The sequence below is a fragment of the Prevotella sp. E15-22 genome (genome assembly GCF_023204875.1).
Taxonomy (GTDB): Bacteria; Bacteroidota; Bacteroidia; order Bacteroidales; family Bacteroidaceae; genus Prevotella.
Genome location: NZ_CP096247.1, coordinates 1427663 through 1444869 on the forward strand (window position 1 = coordinate 1427663; position 17207 = coordinate 1444869).

Consider the following 17207-nt stretch of genomic DNA (forward strand, 5'->3'; position numbering starts at 1 on the left):
GCGTACACGGAAAAATATTTGCGTATTCTCTTGCACAGATGTAAAATATTGCTTATCTTTGTCGCAAGAACTAAAAACTTATATAAATAATACGACTTAAAACTATGGCAAACAAAGAAAAACTCTTTACCGAGTTCACAGCGCCGACCAAACAGGAATGGCTCGACAAGATTGAGGTCGACCTAAAAGGTGCCGACTTCCAGAAACGCTTGGTATGGAGAACAAATGAAGGTTTTAATGTACAGCCCTTCTATCGCCGTGAAGACTTGGCGAACTTGAAGACACCAGATGCTTTGCCTGGTGAGTTTCCATTTGTACGTGGCAATAAGAAGGACTCCAACGAGTGGTACGTCCGTCAGAATATCGAGGCTAGCGACCCTAAGGCTGCCAATGAAAAGGCGCTCGATATACTGAATAAGGGTATCGACTCCTTAGGATTTAAGATCCCAGGCAATATGGTGTCGATGGATACAGTCGAGACGCTACTCGATGGTATCTATTGTGAGTGTGTTGAGTTGAATTTCTCAACTTGTCAGCGCCATTCGCTTGAATTGGCAGAGATTCTGAAGACCTATTGGCAGAAGAAGGGATACGACAAGGAAAAGATCGTTGGCTCCATAGAGTGGGACCCCATGAAAAAGATGGTGCTCAAAGGCAAGGATGTTTCGCCTATCTTGGCATTCGGACCTAAGTTGGCCGAGTCGCTCAAGGATTATCCACACTTCCGTGGCATCGTGGTACATAGTGATGCCCTCAATAATGCTGGTGCTTATATCGTGCAGGAGCTGGGTTATGCTCTGGCTTGGGGTAATGAGTATCTGCAACAGCTGACTGATGCAGGTGTTGATGTTGATACCGCTGCGAAGACCATCAAGTTTAATATGGGCGTCAGCGAGAACTACTTTATGGAGATTGCCAAGTTCCGTGCTGCTCGTCTGTTGTGGGCTCAGATTGTTAAGCAGTACGAGCCAAAATGCGACTGCGCTTGCAAGATGATCATCAACGCTACTACCTCTACTTATAACCAGACGCTGTTCGACAGCTATGTAAACCTGTTGCGTTCGCAGACCGAGGCTATGAGTGCTGCACTGGGAAGTGTTCATTCAATGGTTGTTACACCGTTTGATGCTCCTTACGAGGAGACTACCGACTTTTCAGAGCGTATCGCTCGCAACCAGCAGCTGCTGATTAAGGAGGAGAGCCACTTCGACCGTATCGTCGACCCTTCAGCTGGTTCGTACTATATCGAGCACCTTACTGATGCGTTGGCTACTGAGGCATGGAAGATATTCCTGAAGGTAGAAGATGAGGGAGGCTTCCTCGCAGCTATCAAGGCTGGCACTATTCAGGATGATATCAATGCCACCAATATGAAGCGTCATGGCGATGCTGCTAAACGTAAGGAGTTCCTGCTGGGCACCAACCAGTTCCCTAACTTCACAGAGAAGAGCGAGGGCAAGCGCGCCTACAAGCAGAACTTTGGTTGCGGCGGCGTGCACCATCATGGTGAGGAGAGTGTGCCATTCAAAGCTATCGAGAGTACTCGTCTGGCTGCTGACTTCGAAGATCTCCGTATCCATACAGAGGAAACCAAGGTGCCTACTGCTTTCATGCTGACCATCGGCAATCTGGCCATGCGTCAGGCTCGTGCACAGTTCTCGTGCAACTTCCTAGCTTGCGCTGGATATAAGGTGATTGACAACCTCGGATTCAAGACCGTTGAGGAGGGTGTTGATGCTGCTCTCGAGGCCAATGCCGATATCATTGTTATCTGCTCGAGCGACGATGAGTATGCTGAGTACGCTATCCCTGCATTTAAGTACTTGAATGGTCGTGCCATGTTTGTTGTGGCTGGTGCGCCTGCTTGCATGGAGGACCTTAAGGCTGCTGGCATCGAGAACTTTGTTCACGTGAAGTGCAACGTGCTTGAGACTTTGAAAGAATATAATCAGAAACTTGGTATTTAAAGAATAGGAGACTTGAATTATGCGTAAACAGTTTAAAGATATTGATATCTATGCAGGCATCAAGGCTCAGGATGGTGCCAAGTGGATTAAAGACAATCATATTGAGGCCAACTGGAAAACCCCAGAGCATATCGAGGTTCGTCCGGTTTATACAAAGGAAGACCTTGAGGGTATGGAGCACCTCGACTTTACAGCTGGTATTCCTCCATATCTGCGTGGTCCGTATTCGATGATGTATCCTTTCAAGCCTTGGACCATCCGTCAGTATGCCGGATTCTCAACGGCTGAGGAGTCAAATGCCTTCTATCGTCGTAACCTGGCTTCTGGCCAGAAGGGTCTTTCTGTAGCCTTCGACCTTCCAACACACCGTGGTTACGACCCAGATAACGCTCGTGTAGTGGGCGATGTTGGTAAGGCTGGTGTAAGTATCTGTAACGAGGAGAACATGAAGGTGCTCTTCTCAGGCATCCCCTTGAACAAGATGTCTGTATCAATGACCATGAACGGTGCCGTGCTGCCTATCCTGGCATTCTATATCGTAGCAGGTCTGGAGCAGGGCGCTCAGCTCGAGGAGATGGCAGGAACCATTCAGAACGATATCCTGAAGGAGTTCATGGTGCGTAACACCTATATCTACCCACCTGCATTCTCTATGAAGATTATCGCTGATATCTTCGAGTACACCTCGCAGAAGATGCCGAAGTTCAACTCAATCTCTATCTCAGGTTATCACATGCAGGAGGCTGGTGCTACAGCTGATATCGAGCTTGCTTATACCTTGGCCGATGGTATGGACTACCTGCGTACAGGTGTGAATGCTGGTATCGATGTGGATGCTTTCGCACCTCGTCTCAGCTTCTTCTGGGCTATCGGTATGAACCACTTTATGGAAATAGCAAAAATGCGTGCTGGCCGACTGCTGTGGGCTAAGATTGTGAAAAGCTTCGGCGCCAAGAATCCTAAGTCGCTGGCCCTGCGTACCCACTCACAGACATCAGGTTGGTCGCTCACTGAGCAGGACCCATTCAACAACGTGGGTCGTACCTGTATTGAGGCTATGGCTGCTGTGCTGGGTCACACCCAGTCGCTGCATACCAATGCGCTTGATGAGGCTATTGCTTTGCCTACTGATTTTTCGGCTCGTATTGCTCGTAACACGCAGATTTATATCCAAAACGAGACGAAGGTGTGCAAGCAGATTGACCCATGGGCTGGTTCGTATTATGTTGAGACCCTGACCAACGAACTGGTTCACAAGGCTTGGGAACATATTCAGGAAATCGAAAAGCTGGGCGGTATGGCCAAGGCCATCGAGACTGGTCTGCCTAAGATGCGTATCGAGGAGGCTGCAGCCCGTACTCAGGCTCGTATCGATAGTGGTGTTCAGACCATTGTTGGCACCAACAAGTACCGCTTGGAGCACGAGGATCCTATCGATATCCTTGAAGTGGACAATACAGCAGTTCGCAAGCAGCAGGAGGAGAGCCTTGCTCAGGTTCGCTCTACCCGCGATGAGGCTGCTTGTCAGGCAGCCCTCAAGGCTATCACTGATTGTGTGCGCGACTTCAAGGAGGGACGCAAGAGCGAGAACAACCTGCTTGATCTGGCTGTAAAAGCTGCTCAGCTGCGTTGTACTCTTGGCGAAATTTCAGATGCCTGCGAAGAGATCGTAGGTCGTTATAAAGCAGTAATCAGAACAATTTCAGGCGTGTATAGTTCAGAATCTAAGAACGATAAGGACTTTGAGGAGGCGAAGCGCCTTACCGATGAGTTCGCTGAGAAGGAAGGTCGTCGTCCACGCATCTTCGTTGCCAAGATGGGACAGGATGGTCACGACCGTGGTGCAAAAGTAGTGGCAACAGGTTATGCCGACTGTGGTTTCGACGTGGATATGGGACCGCTGTTCCAGACTCCAGAAGAGGCTGCGCGTCAGGCTGTTGAGAACGATGTGCACATTGTGGGTGCTTCGTCGCTCGCTGCTGGTCACAAGACACTGATTCCTCAGCTTATCGAGGAACTGAAGAAGTTGGGCCGCGAGGATATCATGGTAACAGCAGGAGGTGTTATTCCTGCTCAAGATTACGACTTCCTATACAAGGCAGGTGTGGCATGTATCTTCGGTCCTGGCACTCCGATACCGTATTCGGCCATCCAAATGATGAAGATCCTGCTCGATAAGGAGTGAGTTCAATAATAAAAGATAGCGGGTGTATATTAAATACATCCGCTATCTTTTATTTCTGGGGGATTAAATAAATAGTCTTATTCAATCTCTTTTGTATCTTCATATACTTTAGACATGTCGATTGTCGTAAACAGAAAATCCTGATCGTTCAGGTATCTAACATCAAAGTGGATTTTTCCATCCTTTGATTGTGTGTATAGCTTCTTCATTTTGAGGAATTTCTTCTCGAGTTTAGAACGATTCTTATGAGCAACAACGATGCATGTGCGATTCGTTTGGCCTTGTGTCATCAAGTAGTTACGTAATTGCTGAGAGTATAGATGACGAACGTCCAGCTCTTTGTGGCCTTTTTCTACCCAAACGTTGTTAAGTTCTTGTACGTTGGTAAAATAAACGATTGAGTCGTTGAACGAGGCTGCCATTCCGTATATATACATCTTGGGGATAGTAACCTTCCTTGCGCTTATCGTTGTTGCAGCACCGAGGCCTACAAGAACAAAAAGGATAAATACAATCTTTTTCAATTTCTTATTCATTTTAATTATTTTCTTTTCTTATTGCCCCAGGTATGATTTCAACAACTTGTTGTTTGTTGTCGTGCGAAGTCGCCTGATGGCTTTCTCTTTTATCTGTCGAACACGTTCGCGAGTCAGATGATATTTTGTGCCTATCTCATCGAGTGTCATTTCTGGTTGATTGATGCCAAAGAATGCTTCGATAATATTGCGTTCGCGTTCGTTAAGTCCCTCAAGGGCTTTGTTGATTTCTTGTCTTAAGGACTCGATAAATAGTTGCTTGTCAGCGGCTGGTGCATCGTTGTTAATCAACACATCAAGTAGCGTATTCTCATCACTGTCAGTAAATGGGGCGTCTACTGATACATGTTTGCCGTTGATGTTGATAGCTTCGTCAATCTTGTCTTCTGGCAAATCGATTCGTTCGGATAATTCTTCAACGGATGGCTTTCGCTCATACTCTTGCTCGAAACGATTAAGCAGCCGGTTAATCTTGTTAACAGAGCCCACTTGGTTCAGAGGGAGTCGTACGATTCTGCTTTGTTCAGCAATAGCCTGAAGAATGGATTGTCTGATCCACCATACAGCATATGATATAAATTTAAACCCACGTGTCTCGTCGAATTTTTCGGCAGCCTTAATAAGGCCGAGATTGCCCTCGTTGATTAAATCAGAAAGGGACAATCCTTGGTTCTGGTACTGCTTGGCCACGCTTACCACAAATCTGAGGTTAGCTTTGGTCAGTCGTTCAAGAGCTTTTTGGTCGCCTTTACGTATTTTAGCAGCCAATTCAACTTCTTCCTCAATAGAGATTAATTCTTCTTTGCCAATCTCCTGGAGGTACTTCTCGAGAGCTTCACTCTCGCGGTTGGTAATAGATTTGGTAATCTTTAACTGTCTCATTATGGGTTGTAGTTTACAGTCATATATTTGCAAAGGTAATGCAAATTTGTGAAACGACCAAAAAAAAACGCAGATTCTTGCAAGATATCAAGAATCTGCGCCTTTTTTTATTAGTCATTTTGTAATTGTACAACAAAATATCCACGTTTTCCTGTGGGGAAAATTCCCTTTATTATGAGAACAGGCTCTTTTGATGTTGATACTTCTTTCACTATTTCCTGCAGATCATCGATGGTCTTCATTGCTTCGTCGTTAATGCGTTGGATGATGAACCCTTTAGGTACGCCAGCCTCTTTCATTTTGCCGCCGTTGACCTTAATGACTTCCAGTCCGTATGAAATCTCAAGTTGCTCCTTCTGCGCCTTGTTAATCTCGCGGAAATCGGCACCTAGTACGTCGAGATCGGCATTCTTAACTACCTTGGTATTGCCTTGTTCGTTACGTAGTGTAACAATCTTAGTTTGCTTCTTTTTATTGTGCAAATAAGTAAGTGTTATCTTATCACCAGGACGTTTTTGGGCGATGATGCCTGAGAGGTCGCCAAACTTCGTTACTTTCTGGCCGTCGACTTCGGTGATAATGTCGCCCTTTTCGATACCAGCCTCAGACGCAGCACTGCCGTCAACGACTTCACCCACATAGATGCCTTCCATTGTGCCATAGTCGGTGGCTTCTTTACCTTCTTCCTTCTCCAGGTCCACCTGGGTCTTGACATCGCGTCCACTGATACCAATCATAGCACGTTGTACGGTGCCAAATTTCTTAAGGTCCTCAACTACCTTATTCATCATCGTCGTAGGGATGGCGAAACCGTAACCACTGTATGAGCCAGTCTGTGAATAGAGCATGGCGTTGATGCCTACAAGCTCACCGTTGGTGTTGACCAGTGCACCACCTGAGTTGCCTGCATTAATAGCAGCATCCGTCTGGATAAAACTTTCCACGCCGTTGGCTCCCAGTGTACGTGCTTTGGCTGAGATAATACCAGCTGTTACCGTATTGTTTAATCCAAGTGGATTGCCGATGGCCAGTACCCATTCGCCCACCTTTACGTTGTCGCTGTTGGCGATTCGAATAGCAGGAAGGTTCTTACCGTCAATCTTAATCAGAGCTAGGTCTGTCGTTTTGTCGGTTCCGATAATGCGTGCAGAATATTCTTTGTTGTCGTGCAGCGTCACTGTCAATTCGTCAGCACCATCCACAACATGGTTGTTTGTTACGATATAACCATCGGCCGAGATGATGACACCTGAACCCGTGGCGGTGCGCTTAGGTGTTTGTACCTGCTGTCTGCGTGTACCCCCCTGTCCGCGCTGACCGCGTCCGAAGAATCCTCCAAAAGGATCACTGAAGAAATCGTCGAAGGGATCACTCTGAACCTCAACGGTCTGGATCTTTGAGTTCTGCACATATTTTATATGTACTACTGTTGGCAGAGCTTTTTCTGCTGCATAAGTTAGGTCTACAGGCTGTACTGCTGTAGCTACTGACATTTCCTGAACTTCCGGTTCTTTTGGTTCTGCTTTAATTTCGCAGAACGTTGCTACCGAGAAAACAATGGCAGTCACACTCAGTGCGGATACTGCATAGTTACCAATCTTTTTCATATTCTTATTGTTGTTGTATGTTAAAATATCAATTTCGTTTTATTCTTTTGATGCAAATATATGTTCAAAGTTTATGAAACTGACAATATGTCGGTATTTTTTCTCTCATTTTAACATTTAACTTCCTTTGTTTAAAATCTGTTTGCGTCTAGACCTTTGTTTTTTACATTCGTTTAATGAATTAAAATAAGATAAAATTTTTAGCATAATTGAAAATAAAATCGTACCTTTGCACACTGAAAGCACTGTCCTGGCTTGTCGCTGGCGTTTCTGAAAGGAGAGGCGAGAGGAAAGTCCGGGCGGCATAGGGCGCTCCACTTCCGAAAATAGAAGCAGTTGGTAACAGCTGATTAGGGGAGAAGAGAATGACCGCCTCGTTCGCGAGGTAAGGGTGAGAAGGTGGTGTAAGAGACTACCAGGCAGCGGGTGATCGCTGTGCTGTTCCCATTGGAGGCCGCAAGTTCATGTATACCATCGCCATGATAGGGTAGCCCGCCCGATTCTCTAGGGATGCGATGGAGGGTAGAACGCTAGAGACGCATGGTGACGTGCGTAGTAGATAAATGACAGGCGCCAGTGACACACTGGTACAGAACCCGGCTTATAGGGACAATGCTTTCCTTTTTTTATATTATTACTAATCGTACGATGAACTTTAGTAAACTGAAAGAGATCTATCAAGTAGTTATCCGTACGGCCTATTTAGCAGTACGTTTTTTTACTACAAAGCGTGTGTTGAATCAAGCCTCAGCGCTCACTTATTCCACACTCCTTGCTATCGTGCCCATTCTTGCAGTAGTTTTTGCTATTGCTCGTGGATTTGGCTATAATAAATATATAGAGGTGTGGTTTCGTGATTCTTTTTCATCGCAACCGCAAGTCGCCGAGACTATGATTGGTTTCGTCAATAGCTATCTGGTGCATACAAAGAGTGGTATTTTTCTTGGTGTTGGACTAGTGTTTATGCTATATACGGTGATGATGCTTGTGAGTAATATTGAAAACACATTTAATTCGATATGGCAGGTAAAGAAAAAACGTAGTATTTTTCGTACGATTACCGACTATTTGGCTATGTTTTTCTTGTTTCCAATTGTCATCGTTGTGTCATCTGGCCTTAGTATTTTCCTTGCAACGATGGCTAATTCCATGACGGACTTTTTGTTATTGGGACATGCTGTTCGCTTTTTTATTGATTTGGCTCCTTATGTCCTTATGTCATTGATGTTTATGGGACTATACGTTTTTATGCCAAACACGCATGTAAAATTTAAAAACGCGATTGTTCCAGGTATTCTTTCTGGTATAGCAATGCAGTTGGTTCAGTTCTTTTATATACATTCTCAAATGTGGGTTACTGGATACAATGCAATATATGGTTCTTTTGCGGCACTTCCTTTGTTTATGCTTTGGGTTCAGATTTCGTGGACGATTTGTTTATTTGGCGTAGAGTTGACATATACGTCACAAAACCTTGACTATTATGATTATGAATCAAATACAGAAGATATTAGTCATAGATATCAGATGTTGTTGTCTGCTATTCTGATGTCGCGCATCTGTAAAAGTTTTGCAGATGGAAAATCTGCACCTACGGCAGACGATTTGCGAGAACAGACAAGTATACCTATTCGTGTTGTGAATGATTTGCTGTATAAATTATGTGAGGCGCACTTGGTTTTGGAAGTTTCTACTGATGAAAAAGGTGAGGCATCAACGTTTGTTCCTGCAGAGAGCCTTGATAATCTTAATGTGGGGGTGATGATGGATCGTTTAGAAGCACAAGGACACTGGAATCTTAAACTACCTATTAATAGGTTGCTTACGAAGAAATGGGGTAGTGTGGTTTCTATGCGTTCTGATTTCTTTAATCGTGCTAGCTCTGTACGTCTTGAAGATATTGTATTATGAAGTTGTTTGAAATATATAGAAAACAAAAGAGGGGATATACTTTCAAAAGTATATCCCCTCTTTTGTAGTCGATAGGGGAATCGAACCCCTATGCCAAGATTGAGAATCTTGTATCCTAACCATTAGATGAATCGACCGTCAGAAAATCTTTTTACCTTTTAATACCGTGTTGTAGTCGATAGGGGAATCGAACCCCTATGCCAAGATTGAGAATCTTGTATCCTAACCATTAGATGAATCGACCATTGAGCGCGGAAGCTGGGGGATTCGAACCCCCGGTACGGGAACCCGTACGGCAGTTTAGCAAACTGCTGGTTTCAGCCACTCACCCAAACTTCCTCGGTTCCCTTTCGGTGTCCGAAAGCATTTGCTCTCAAATGCGGGTGCAAAGGTACGAAGTTTTTTTTAGTTATGCAAATTTTTCTCGTTTTTTTTCTGAGTTAATGCTAATTTTTTTCGATATTTATTTCTTTTCCTTCTTTTTTCGCCATGTAAGAAGGTCTTTTAGGGTGTTAAAGTCTTTTTTGATGATGAAACCAATGCCTTGTGTATTGAGTGACGAACGAGTGAAATATCTATCATTTGTCTGGTTGTAGGCTTTTACTGCCAGACTTCCATTGGGGTTAAGCATATAACTGATATCGAAGTCGCCTATGAACGAAGGTGTGGCTTGTGTCGCATTGTCTCGATAACCAAACTGTCCGTTAATGTGGAGGCGATTGTTGAGCATGCGTCCACTGATGAGGCCTTCATACTCTGCATTGTGCCAGCCTTCGTTTCCAGTAGAGATGTTGGCACCGAAATTCCAATCATCAGATTTGATGACCTGTGAGAGTACTTCATTGATTTGTGATGATACGGTGCCAGAGAGGAAAGACTGCATGGCTAGTTGGGTTTGGCCATATTCTTGGACTTGAGCGTTATTGACGCCTTGTGTATAGAAACGCCCAATGCCCAGTAGATAAAGTACCTGTTGGTTCATCTCTTGCTGACCGGCAATATAGGAACGAATCATCTGATTTTCTTCGCTATTGACGGTTGGTAACTCAAAGTCGAATTCTACCTGCGGGTTTCCAGGAGTACCAAGGATATTCATCAGACAGTTTACGCGAACAGTATTGTTGCTAAATGTGTTACCCATGTTTAGGTCTGACAGCGAAACACCATTGACTGTATACTGTGCTTGTAGATTCAGATTGGCATCAAAAGGATCGCCGCCGAATATGAGTGTACCGCCATTTTGGAAGACAAAATTTTTCTTTATGATATTCTGGATGGTAATACCATAGGTTCCGTGCTCTACGGTATAAGTGCCAAACATATGGAATGGGCCTTTATTATAATATGTGGCTTTGATGTTTCCTTCACCGTTCAGACTAATATAATCACCTGTATTGGCGTCCATCAATACTTTTAGGGTGCTACTGGGGGTGGCATTAATTATGAAGTTGATGTAGAGGTTAGTGGTGCTTGCCAAGTTGCCGTCTTCGCCTTCGTCCTTGGTGTTATGAATATGATGCGTATGAGGCGATGCATTTTTCTTCCAGGTAATAAATTCCTGTTTGCTGATAGCATCGGGGTTGGTGGCATTATAGACAAAAACTGAGTTGGCCTGTGGAGTTACGTTACAATTGATGATTATCTCGCCTGGACGTCCATGTAGGTCGGCAGAGCCTGTTGCATAGACTGTGCCGCAGACAATGTCATCGCCAAAGTCCTTGAAATCGTAAGCCAATAGGTTGTCGGCCTCTACATCGAGGTCGAATGTGAAATCCGAAAGATGGTCGTGATGAATACCTCCTGACAGATAAGCCTTGTTGCCGTATTGGTCCTTTATGGTAGCTCGATTGAAGAGAATATCATTGGGGATAAAGGTAACAGTGTCATTAACGAATGTGTATACCGTGTTGAGAGCTTTGACAGAGGCTTGTCCGTTGGCCACAATTGTTCCAGTGAGGTCAATGTTACTTAAGGAACCAGAGAGGGTGACGTCACCGTTGGCTTGTCCCTTAACATCTTTGAGGAATGCGTCAGTGAAGGAGTTGCAGAATTCTATATTAGAACCATCTGCGTGAATGCTGAGTCCAATATCATTACGTACGGGTGATACAAAACCTTTGATGATGGTTTGTGATTCATCAGTATCATAGGCTAAGGCATCGATGTCTATTTGTTTGTCGACTTTATTCCAATCAACTCGTGCCATTAATATGCCCATTCTTCCATCTTGGAACTTAAACTGGTCAACATTGAGCTCGGCCCATGAGGAGAAATCACTGAAGATTTGTTTTGCAGTGATTCTTCCTGTGGCCAAACCGTCGAAGCTGACAGAATGGAAATTTACGAGATCGAGGATATAACCCACCTCAAGCTCGTTCATGTCAATAGTCAGAGAATCGTTGGGGGATTCGGTAGCAGATCCGTCGATGATGAGATGTTGTTTGTTGTGATTGAGTGAGAAATGATCGACCATCAGCCTTTTGGACGAATAGAGAATGTCGCATGGCTCAAGTGTCCATGGAGTGCCATGAACCATCATACGCGATGGGAGTACTCGAATATGTGCTTCGGCTTTTCCTTCCTCATTCTCGTAGAGTTGGGTGATTGTATTGATGACTCCATGCATGGAGAGTAGAGAATCTCGCGAAGGAGCATTGTTGTTCCAAAGAAGTGAGGTCGACAGGTTGTTATCCACAGCTTGACCTGAAAGGTTTAAATCAAGCGCTCCTCCATCGTCCATTTCTTTTGTCACTTTCACGTCGTATCTCATGGTGTCAACATCGGTCGTGATGTCGATTTGGGCATTGCTATAGCGTTTGCCTTCGTATGAGATGATTGGTGCACGTCCCAGAAGATTAATCTGATTCTGTGTGTCGTCGAGAGAAAAACGGAAAGTTAGAGGCCGTTCAATTTCCAGGGGGATGTTGAATATGTGATTCAACCAGTTGGAATCTATAAGCCGTAAATCGGCAGTGAAGTGATTGTCTGTTTTTTTTGCCTTCCTGGGAAGTCCGGGCAGGGTTGGGAGCTTCGAAGCGGTGTAGTTGATGAAACTCTGATTGAGGGTGTTCCAGTCAATCTTTCCGTGAATATGTGCTTCACCCATATCGCCTTTGACTGTGATGAAGTGGTTACCTTCATCATAGCCAGAGGTTATCTGAAGTGCGTGAAGATGATAGGTGTCGTTGATAGAATCATGTGTCACCATATCGAAATCTCTAAGGTTGATGCTGCCCTCAGCATCGTTCAGACTACTTGCTATGAAATCTGCATCAATAATGCCGGAGAAACGTGTGTTGCCCCATTGGTCAGTGAGATTCAGGGCTTTGGGGTTGATATGACTTATTCGTCCATTCAGGCGGATGGCTGTACGCTTGGCGCGTTTTAATTCTCCTTCGATGTCTGTTTGGATGAAGGGATTGTCCACTTTGAGGCGACCTGCAATGTCTCCGTTGTTGTAATTTCCACTTATGTCTATGTCTTTGTAGGCATTGCTTTTGTATTCTAAGGTGTTAATGTGGCTATCTATATTGAATACAGATGGGTTGCCTTTTATCTGTGCATTGGCAGTGAGTAATCCTAAATTAGGATTGTCGAGCAAAAGTCCTAGCTGAATATCTTCTGTGGTAATTTTGCCGTTAAAATGCTGGAGCGTGTCCATTTCAATTTGCATAGAAATATTTCCAGCATCTGTTAGAATGTCACTTCGGGCTTGGACGGCTTTCGTGCCGATGCCACTAGCATCACCTTTAATGATGATGTCGTGAAATTTTGCGAGTGGTTTTGGCAAAGCTTGAAAAACCTCTTGTAATTGCGAGAGTAGGGGGTATCCGATGTTGAACTGTTGGATGTGAGTATTCCAATGTGGTTGTTCGTTTAATTGCAAAATTGTACCAGAGGCTGCAAGGCCGATGGAGTTGTCATTCGAGGTGATATTAAGTTTTTCGCATGTGATGTCATTTGCAGAACCTTTAATCTTTGCATTCAAAGTCAATTGTTGATTGAATGAAAGTAATTTGGGGGAAACAAATGATAAGTCGTTGATAGACAAGGGCGCTGTAGATATTTTTGCAGTGTATTGAATAGTCTTTTCAAACTGCATTTTGTCATATGCGACGTGGGCTTCGTTGATCTGTAAATTAGAATTGGGAAGCTGAAGTTTGAAGTCTTCAAGATGGGCATGCCTAGCGTTCGCTTCAAGTTTCAATGACAACTTGTTGACGTTTAGTCCGGACTGTTCGTTGAAGGCGAGACGCTTTATGTTGATGTTGAGAGAATCTTCTTGTAAGGTTTTTAATATAATATGTGTACTGATGTTTCTAAATTTCAGATGCTTGAAGTTTAGACGCTTGGGTGTTTGCGCAACATCACGCTGGTCATATGATACTTGAGAGTGACGAATAATCAGCGAGTTGATACGAAGATTGAGCGCGCTTGTGGACTCATCGCCTTCAGTAGTTAATGAGTCGAGCACAAATTGGTAGTTGGGCTTCGCTAACGAATCGGTCTTGTAGAGTGACACGTTTGCGCTGAAAATCTGAGCAGACGAGATAGAGATTCTTCCATTTATCAAAGGCAGAAAGTCTATTTTTGCAGTAAGACGTCCTGCATGAAACATCTTTTCGTCGAATTGATCGACGATGTCTATCTGGTCTAATATAATGCGATTCGGAAATCCAATCTCAACTCTTCCAAGAGATACTTGTGTGCCAAGTTTTTCTGATAATGCTAAAGCTGCTTTGGTGCCTATAAAAGATTGAACAAAAGGAACGTGTATAACAATAAGTAAAAGGATGTGTAAAGCCAGAAGGCTCCACACAAACCAGTTGATGATATGTTTTACTTTCTTCACTATTCTGTCAGTTCGAGTTGGCAATTGTTTGCACAAGTGCCATAAATTAACTGCAAATTTAATACAAAAGTTTCGAAATCCGTGTTTTTCCTTACTTTTTTCTTCTCTATTATCCTAAAATTTATTAATTTTGCAACCCAAAGGATAATCAAACCAATTTATTTAATATGGCAAATGTTATTAGGCTACGCAAAGGCTTAGACATTCACCTTCAAGGAAAAGCTGAGGAAACGAAAATGAACCTCAAGTCGAACGGGCATTTCGCTTTGGTGCCTGACGATTTTGAGGGTGTCGTTCCCAAGGTCGTTGTCCGTGAAGGTGACGTGGTCAAAGCCGGGGATGCTTTGTTCGTTAACAAACTCTATCCCGAAGTTCGCTTCGCTTCGCCTGTTAGCGGTAAGGTGACCGCAGTGGAACGTGGTGAACGTCGCAAGGTGCTCTGCGTGAAGGTAGAGGCCGACAGTCAGCAACAGTATGTAGATTTTGGTAAGAAGGATGTGCAGAAAATGGACGGTAAAGCTGTCGTTGATGCTCTGCTTGAGGCTGGTCTCTTTGGCTATATCGACCAGCTGCCCTATGCCATCTCTACTAATCCTTCGGTGATGCCGAAGGCTATCTTCGTTTCAGCTCTTCGTGACAAGCCTTTGGCTAGTAGCTTTGAGTTTGAGGTGAAGGGTCAAGAGGTTGACTTCCAGACAGGTCTTACTGCACTCTCAAAGATCGCCAAAACATATCTGGGTGTAGGCATTGGCTCGTGTCTCGAGACTGTGAAGGACGTTGAGGTGAACGTGTTTAAAGGCAAGTGTCCTGCAGGTAACGTAGGTGTACAGGTGAATAATATCGACCCAGTGAACAAGGGTGAGGTGGTGTGGACCATCGGTGACCCCTCTGTGGTACTCTTCATCGGTCGTCTGCTGAATACGGGTAAGGTTGTCTTGACTCGCACTGTAGCTCTTTGTGGTAGTGAGGTGAAGAAACCTTGTTACGTGGATATGCTAGTGGGTGAGGAGCTCTCTACGTTGCTCTCTAACAGTTTTGATGCAGACCACTCGGTGCGTATCATTAATGGTAACGTGCTGACGGGCCGTGTTGCATCGAAGGATAGTTTCCTGGGAGCTCACAGTTCAGAGATTACCGTGATTCCCGAGGGTGACGATAACAACGAGATGTTGGGATGGATCATGCCCCGCTTCGGTCAGTTCTCTGTGAACCGCAGCTACTTCTCTTGGCTCTTCGGTAAGAAGGAGTATGCTTTGGATGCCCGTGTGAAGGGTGGCGAGCGTCATATGATTATGAGTGGCGAGTATGATAAAGTGCTGCCTATGGATATCTATGGCGAATACCTCATTAAAGCTATCATCGCTGGCGATATCGATAAGATGGAGCAGTTGGGTATCTATGAGGTCGCTCCTGAGGACTTCGCTTTGGCTGAGTTTGTGGACTCTTCGAAGTTGGAACTTCAGCGCATTGTCCGTGAAGGATTGAATAATTTACGTAAAGAAAACGCATAACGACGATGAAAGCACTAAGAAATTATCTCGATAAGATAAAACCCGCCTTTGAGAAGGAGGGTAAACTGCACGCTTTCCGTAGCCTCTTCGATGGTTTTGAGACCTTCCTTTTTGTGCCCAATACAACGGCTAAAAAGGGCGTCCATATCCACGATGCGATCGACTCGAAGCGTATTATGAGTATGGTGGTTATCGCCTTGATGCCTGCTATGCTATTTGGAATGTATAACGTTGGTTATCAGAATGCTATTGCATCTGGATTGAATGCTTCCTTTATGGATATGTTCATCTTTGGTCTGTTGGCTGTGCTGCCAAAGATTCTGGTTTCCTATGTTGTTGGTCTAGGTATTGAGTTTGCCTGGGCTCAGTGGAAGAACGAAGAGATTCAGGAAGGATTCCTCGTGTCAGGTATTCTTATTCCTCTGATTGTTCCCGTCAACCTGCCCTTGTGGATGTTGGCCATTGCCGTTGCATTCGCAGTTATCATTGGTAAGGAGATTTTCGGTGGAACAGGTATGAATATATTCAATCCCGCTCTGCTCTGCCGTGCATTTCTCTTCTTTGCTTATCCTCAGAAGATGACTGGCGATCAGGCTTGGATTGCAGACAGTCCTATCTTTGGCTTTGGCGGTCAGGTGCCCGATGGCTTTTCTGGCGCAACTCCATTGGCCAACCTCAGCGACTACAACTTTACGATGGACGCCGTTTACGGTTTGATTCCTGGTTCTATTGGTGAGACTAGTGTTATTGCTATCGCTATAGGTGCTGTGATCCTGCTTATTACGGGTATAGCTTCTTGGAAAACCATGCTCAGTGTCTTTGTGGGCGGTATTCTTACGGGCTTGATGTTTGAGAACCTTGAAATGACTCCTATTCACTGGTATGAACACATTGCATTGGGTGGCTTCTGCTTCGGTGCAGTGTTTATGGCTACCGACCCTGTTACCTCATGCCGCACCGAGTGTGGCAAGTGGGTTTACGGTTTCTTGATTGGTGCCGTTGCCATTGTGGTTCGCGTAATGAACCCCGGTTTTCCAGAGGGCATGATGTTGGCAATCCTGCTGATGAATATGTTTGCACCTGCTATTGACTACTTTGTGGTTGATCGCAATATCTCAAAACGTTTGAAGAGAGGAGGTTCAAAATGAAACTAAATACTAATTCTAACGCGTACATTATTATATATAGTGCGATTATGGTACTTATCGTAGCATTCTTGTTGGCTTTCGTCTCTCAGACGCTGAAGCCCATGCAGGACAAGAACGTAGCTCTTGATACAGAGAAGCAGATTCTGAATTCTCTGAATATGCGTGGACTGAGTGACGATGATGCTCATGCTACCTATGAGAAAATTGTGAAGTATGACGAGGCTCAGAACGTCTATGTATGCACTCTCGAGAATGGTGACGTGAAATATGTATTACCCCTCAAGGGGCAGGGCATGTGGGGCGGCATCAGCGCTTTTCTGGCTATCGATAGCGACAAGAATACTGTTTATGGTGCCTACTTCAACCATGAGAGTGAGACTGCCGGTCTAGGTGCAGAGATTAAGGACAACGCCGCTTGGCAGGCCAAGTTCCAGGGCAAGAAGATCTTTGCTGATGAGACAAAGGAAACACTGGCTCTGTCTGTAGAGAAAGCTGTCAACAACGAAACAACGGTCGATGCCGTTACTGGTGCTACCGTTACTTCTACGGCTGTCAGTAAGATGCTGAAGGACCAGTTGGCCAAGTATATGGACTTTTTAAAGAACTAA

Annotated in this window: 10 protein-coding genes, 3 tRNA genes and 1 other RNA gene; 7 read left to right on the forward strand and 7 right to left on the reverse strand. The window is 44.6% G+C overall.

Annotated features, from left to right (window positions below; genetic code table 11):
- Window positions 1-104 precede the first annotated feature (104 nt).
- Complete coding sequence (mutA, locus tag M1D30_RS05710; protein ID WP_248507223.1) at window positions 105-1967, forward strand: methylmalonyl-CoA mutase small subunit; 1863 nt, start codon at window positions 105-107, stop codon at window positions 1965-1967.
- 19 nt (window positions 1968-1986) lie between these two features.
- Complete coding sequence (gene scpA / locus M1D30_RS05715) at window positions 1987-4152, forward strand: methylmalonyl-CoA mutase (RefSeq protein WP_248507233.1); 2166 nt, start codon at window positions 1987-1989, stop codon at window positions 4150-4152.
- 77 nt (window positions 4153-4229) lie between these two features.
- On the opposite strand, the gene M1D30_RS05720 is transcribed toward scpA, so the two are convergent.
- The 3 genes from M1D30_RS05720 to M1D30_RS05730 all read right to left on the reverse strand — a co-directional run bounded on the left by M1D30_RS05720 (window position 4230) and on the right by M1D30_RS05730 (window position 7177).
- The gene (locus tag M1D30_RS05720) at window positions 4230-4688 is read right to left on the reverse strand and encodes a hypothetical protein (protein ID WP_248507235.1); all 459 of its coding nucleotides are present in this window, start codon (window positions 4686-4688) and stop codon (window positions 4230-4232) included.
- Window positions 4689-4706: 18 nt separating this feature from the next.
- On the reverse strand, window positions 4707-5570 hold the full coding sequence (locus tag M1D30_RS05725; protein ID WP_248507237.1) for an RNA polymerase sigma factor RpoD/SigA: 864 nt from the start codon (window positions 5568-5570) through the stop codon (window positions 4707-4709).
- Between the two features lie 110 nt (window positions 5571-5680).
- Window positions 5681-7177, reverse strand: coding sequence for a Do family serine endopeptidase (locus tag M1D30_RS05730; RefSeq protein ID WP_248507246.1), 1497 nt, complete (start codon window positions 7175-7177; stop codon window positions 5681-5683).
- Between the two features lie 242 nt (window positions 7178-7419).
- Here M1D30_RS05730 and rnpB point away from each other — a divergent pair.
- Both rnpB and M1D30_RS05740 read left to right on the forward strand, forming a co-directional pair.
- Window positions 7420-7797, forward strand: an RNA gene (rnpB, locus tag M1D30_RS05735) — RNase P RNA component class A.
- A gap of 28 nt (window positions 7798-7825) precedes the next feature.
- A complete protein-coding gene (locus M1D30_RS05740) occupies window positions 7826-9088 on the forward strand; it encodes a YihY/virulence factor BrkB family protein (protein ID WP_248507248.1) in 1263 nt (420 codons plus the stop codon).
- A gap of 65 nt (window positions 9089-9153) precedes the next feature.
- Here the strand turns inward: M1D30_RS05740 and M1D30_RS05745 are convergent.
- The 4 genes from M1D30_RS05745 to M1D30_RS05760 form a co-directional block, all read right to left on the reverse strand.
- Window positions 9154-9225: transfer RNA gene (locus M1D30_RS05745), tRNA-Glu, on the reverse strand.
- Between the two features lie 35 nt (window positions 9226-9260).
- Window positions 9261-9332, reverse strand: a tRNA-Glu gene (locus M1D30_RS05750).
- Between the two features lie 8 nt (window positions 9333-9340).
- Window positions 9341-9427 (reverse strand) — tRNA-Ser (locus M1D30_RS05755).
- Between the two features lie 124 nt (window positions 9428-9551).
- Window positions 9552-13940, reverse strand: a complete 4389-nt coding sequence (locus tag M1D30_RS05760; RefSeq protein WP_248507250.1) for a translocation/assembly module TamB domain-containing protein — start codon at window positions 13938-13940, stop codon at window positions 9552-9554.
- Window positions 13941-14107: 167 nt separating this feature from the next.
- Here M1D30_RS05760 and M1D30_RS05765 point away from each other — a divergent pair, with 167 nt between their 5' ends.
- Genes M1D30_RS05765 through M1D30_RS05775 form a run of 3 tightly spaced genes read left to right on the forward strand, consistent with a single transcriptional unit; the run spans window position 14108 to window position 17207 of the window.
- A complete protein-coding gene (locus tag M1D30_RS05765) occupies window positions 14108-15451 on the forward strand; it encodes a Na(+)-translocating NADH-quinone reductase subunit A (protein WP_248507252.1) in 1344 nt (447 codons plus the stop codon).
- Between the two features lie 5 nt (window positions 15452-15456).
- The gene (locus M1D30_RS05770; RefSeq protein WP_248507254.1) at window positions 15457-16599 is read left to right on the forward strand and encodes an NADH:ubiquinone reductase (Na(+)-transporting) subunit B; all 1143 of its coding nucleotides are present in this window, start codon (window positions 15457-15459) and stop codon (window positions 16597-16599) included.
- Window positions 16596-17207 carry an FMN-binding protein gene (locus M1D30_RS05775; protein WP_248507256.1) on the forward strand — a complete coding sequence of 204 codons (612 nt, stop codon included), beginning with the start codon at window positions 16596-16598 and terminating at the stop codon, window positions 17205-17207. Before M1D30_RS05770 ends, M1D30_RS05775 begins: the two co-directional genes overlap by 4 nt.

Bases quoted from the DNA above. Each gene is read 5' to 3' on its own strand.
- mutA (WP_248507223.1), top strand. From the start codon at position 105: ATGGCAAACAAAGAAAAACTCTTTACCGAGTTCACAGCGCCGACCAAA.
- scpA (WP_248507233.1), top strand. From the start codon at position 1,987: ATGCGTAAACAGTTTAAAGATATTGATATCTATGCAGGCATCAAGGCT.
- M1D30_RS05720 (WP_248507235.1), bottom strand. From the start codon at position 4,688: ATGAATAAGAAATTGAAAAAGATTGTATTTATCCTTTTTGTTCTTGTA.
- M1D30_RS05725 (WP_248507237.1), bottom strand. From the start codon at position 5,570: ATGAGACAGTTAAAGATTACCAAATCTATTACCAACCGCGAGAGTGAA.
- M1D30_RS05730 (WP_248507246.1), bottom strand. From the start codon at position 7,177: ATGAAAAAGATTGGTAACTATGCAGTATCCGCACTGAGTGTGACTGCC.
- M1D30_RS05740 (WP_248507248.1), top strand. From the start codon at position 7,826: ATGAACTTTAGTAAACTGAAAGAGATCTATCAAGTAGTTATCCGTACG.
- M1D30_RS05765 (WP_248507252.1), top strand. From the start codon at position 14,108: ATGGCAAATGTTATTAGGCTACGCAAAGGCTTAGACATTCACCTTCAA.
- M1D30_RS05770 (WP_248507254.1), top strand. From the start codon at position 15,457: ATGAAAGCACTAAGAAATTATCTCGATAAGATAAAACCCGCCTTTGAG.
- M1D30_RS05775 (WP_248507256.1), top strand. From the start codon at position 16,596: ATGAAACTAAATACTAATTCTAACGCGTACATTATTATATATAGTGCG.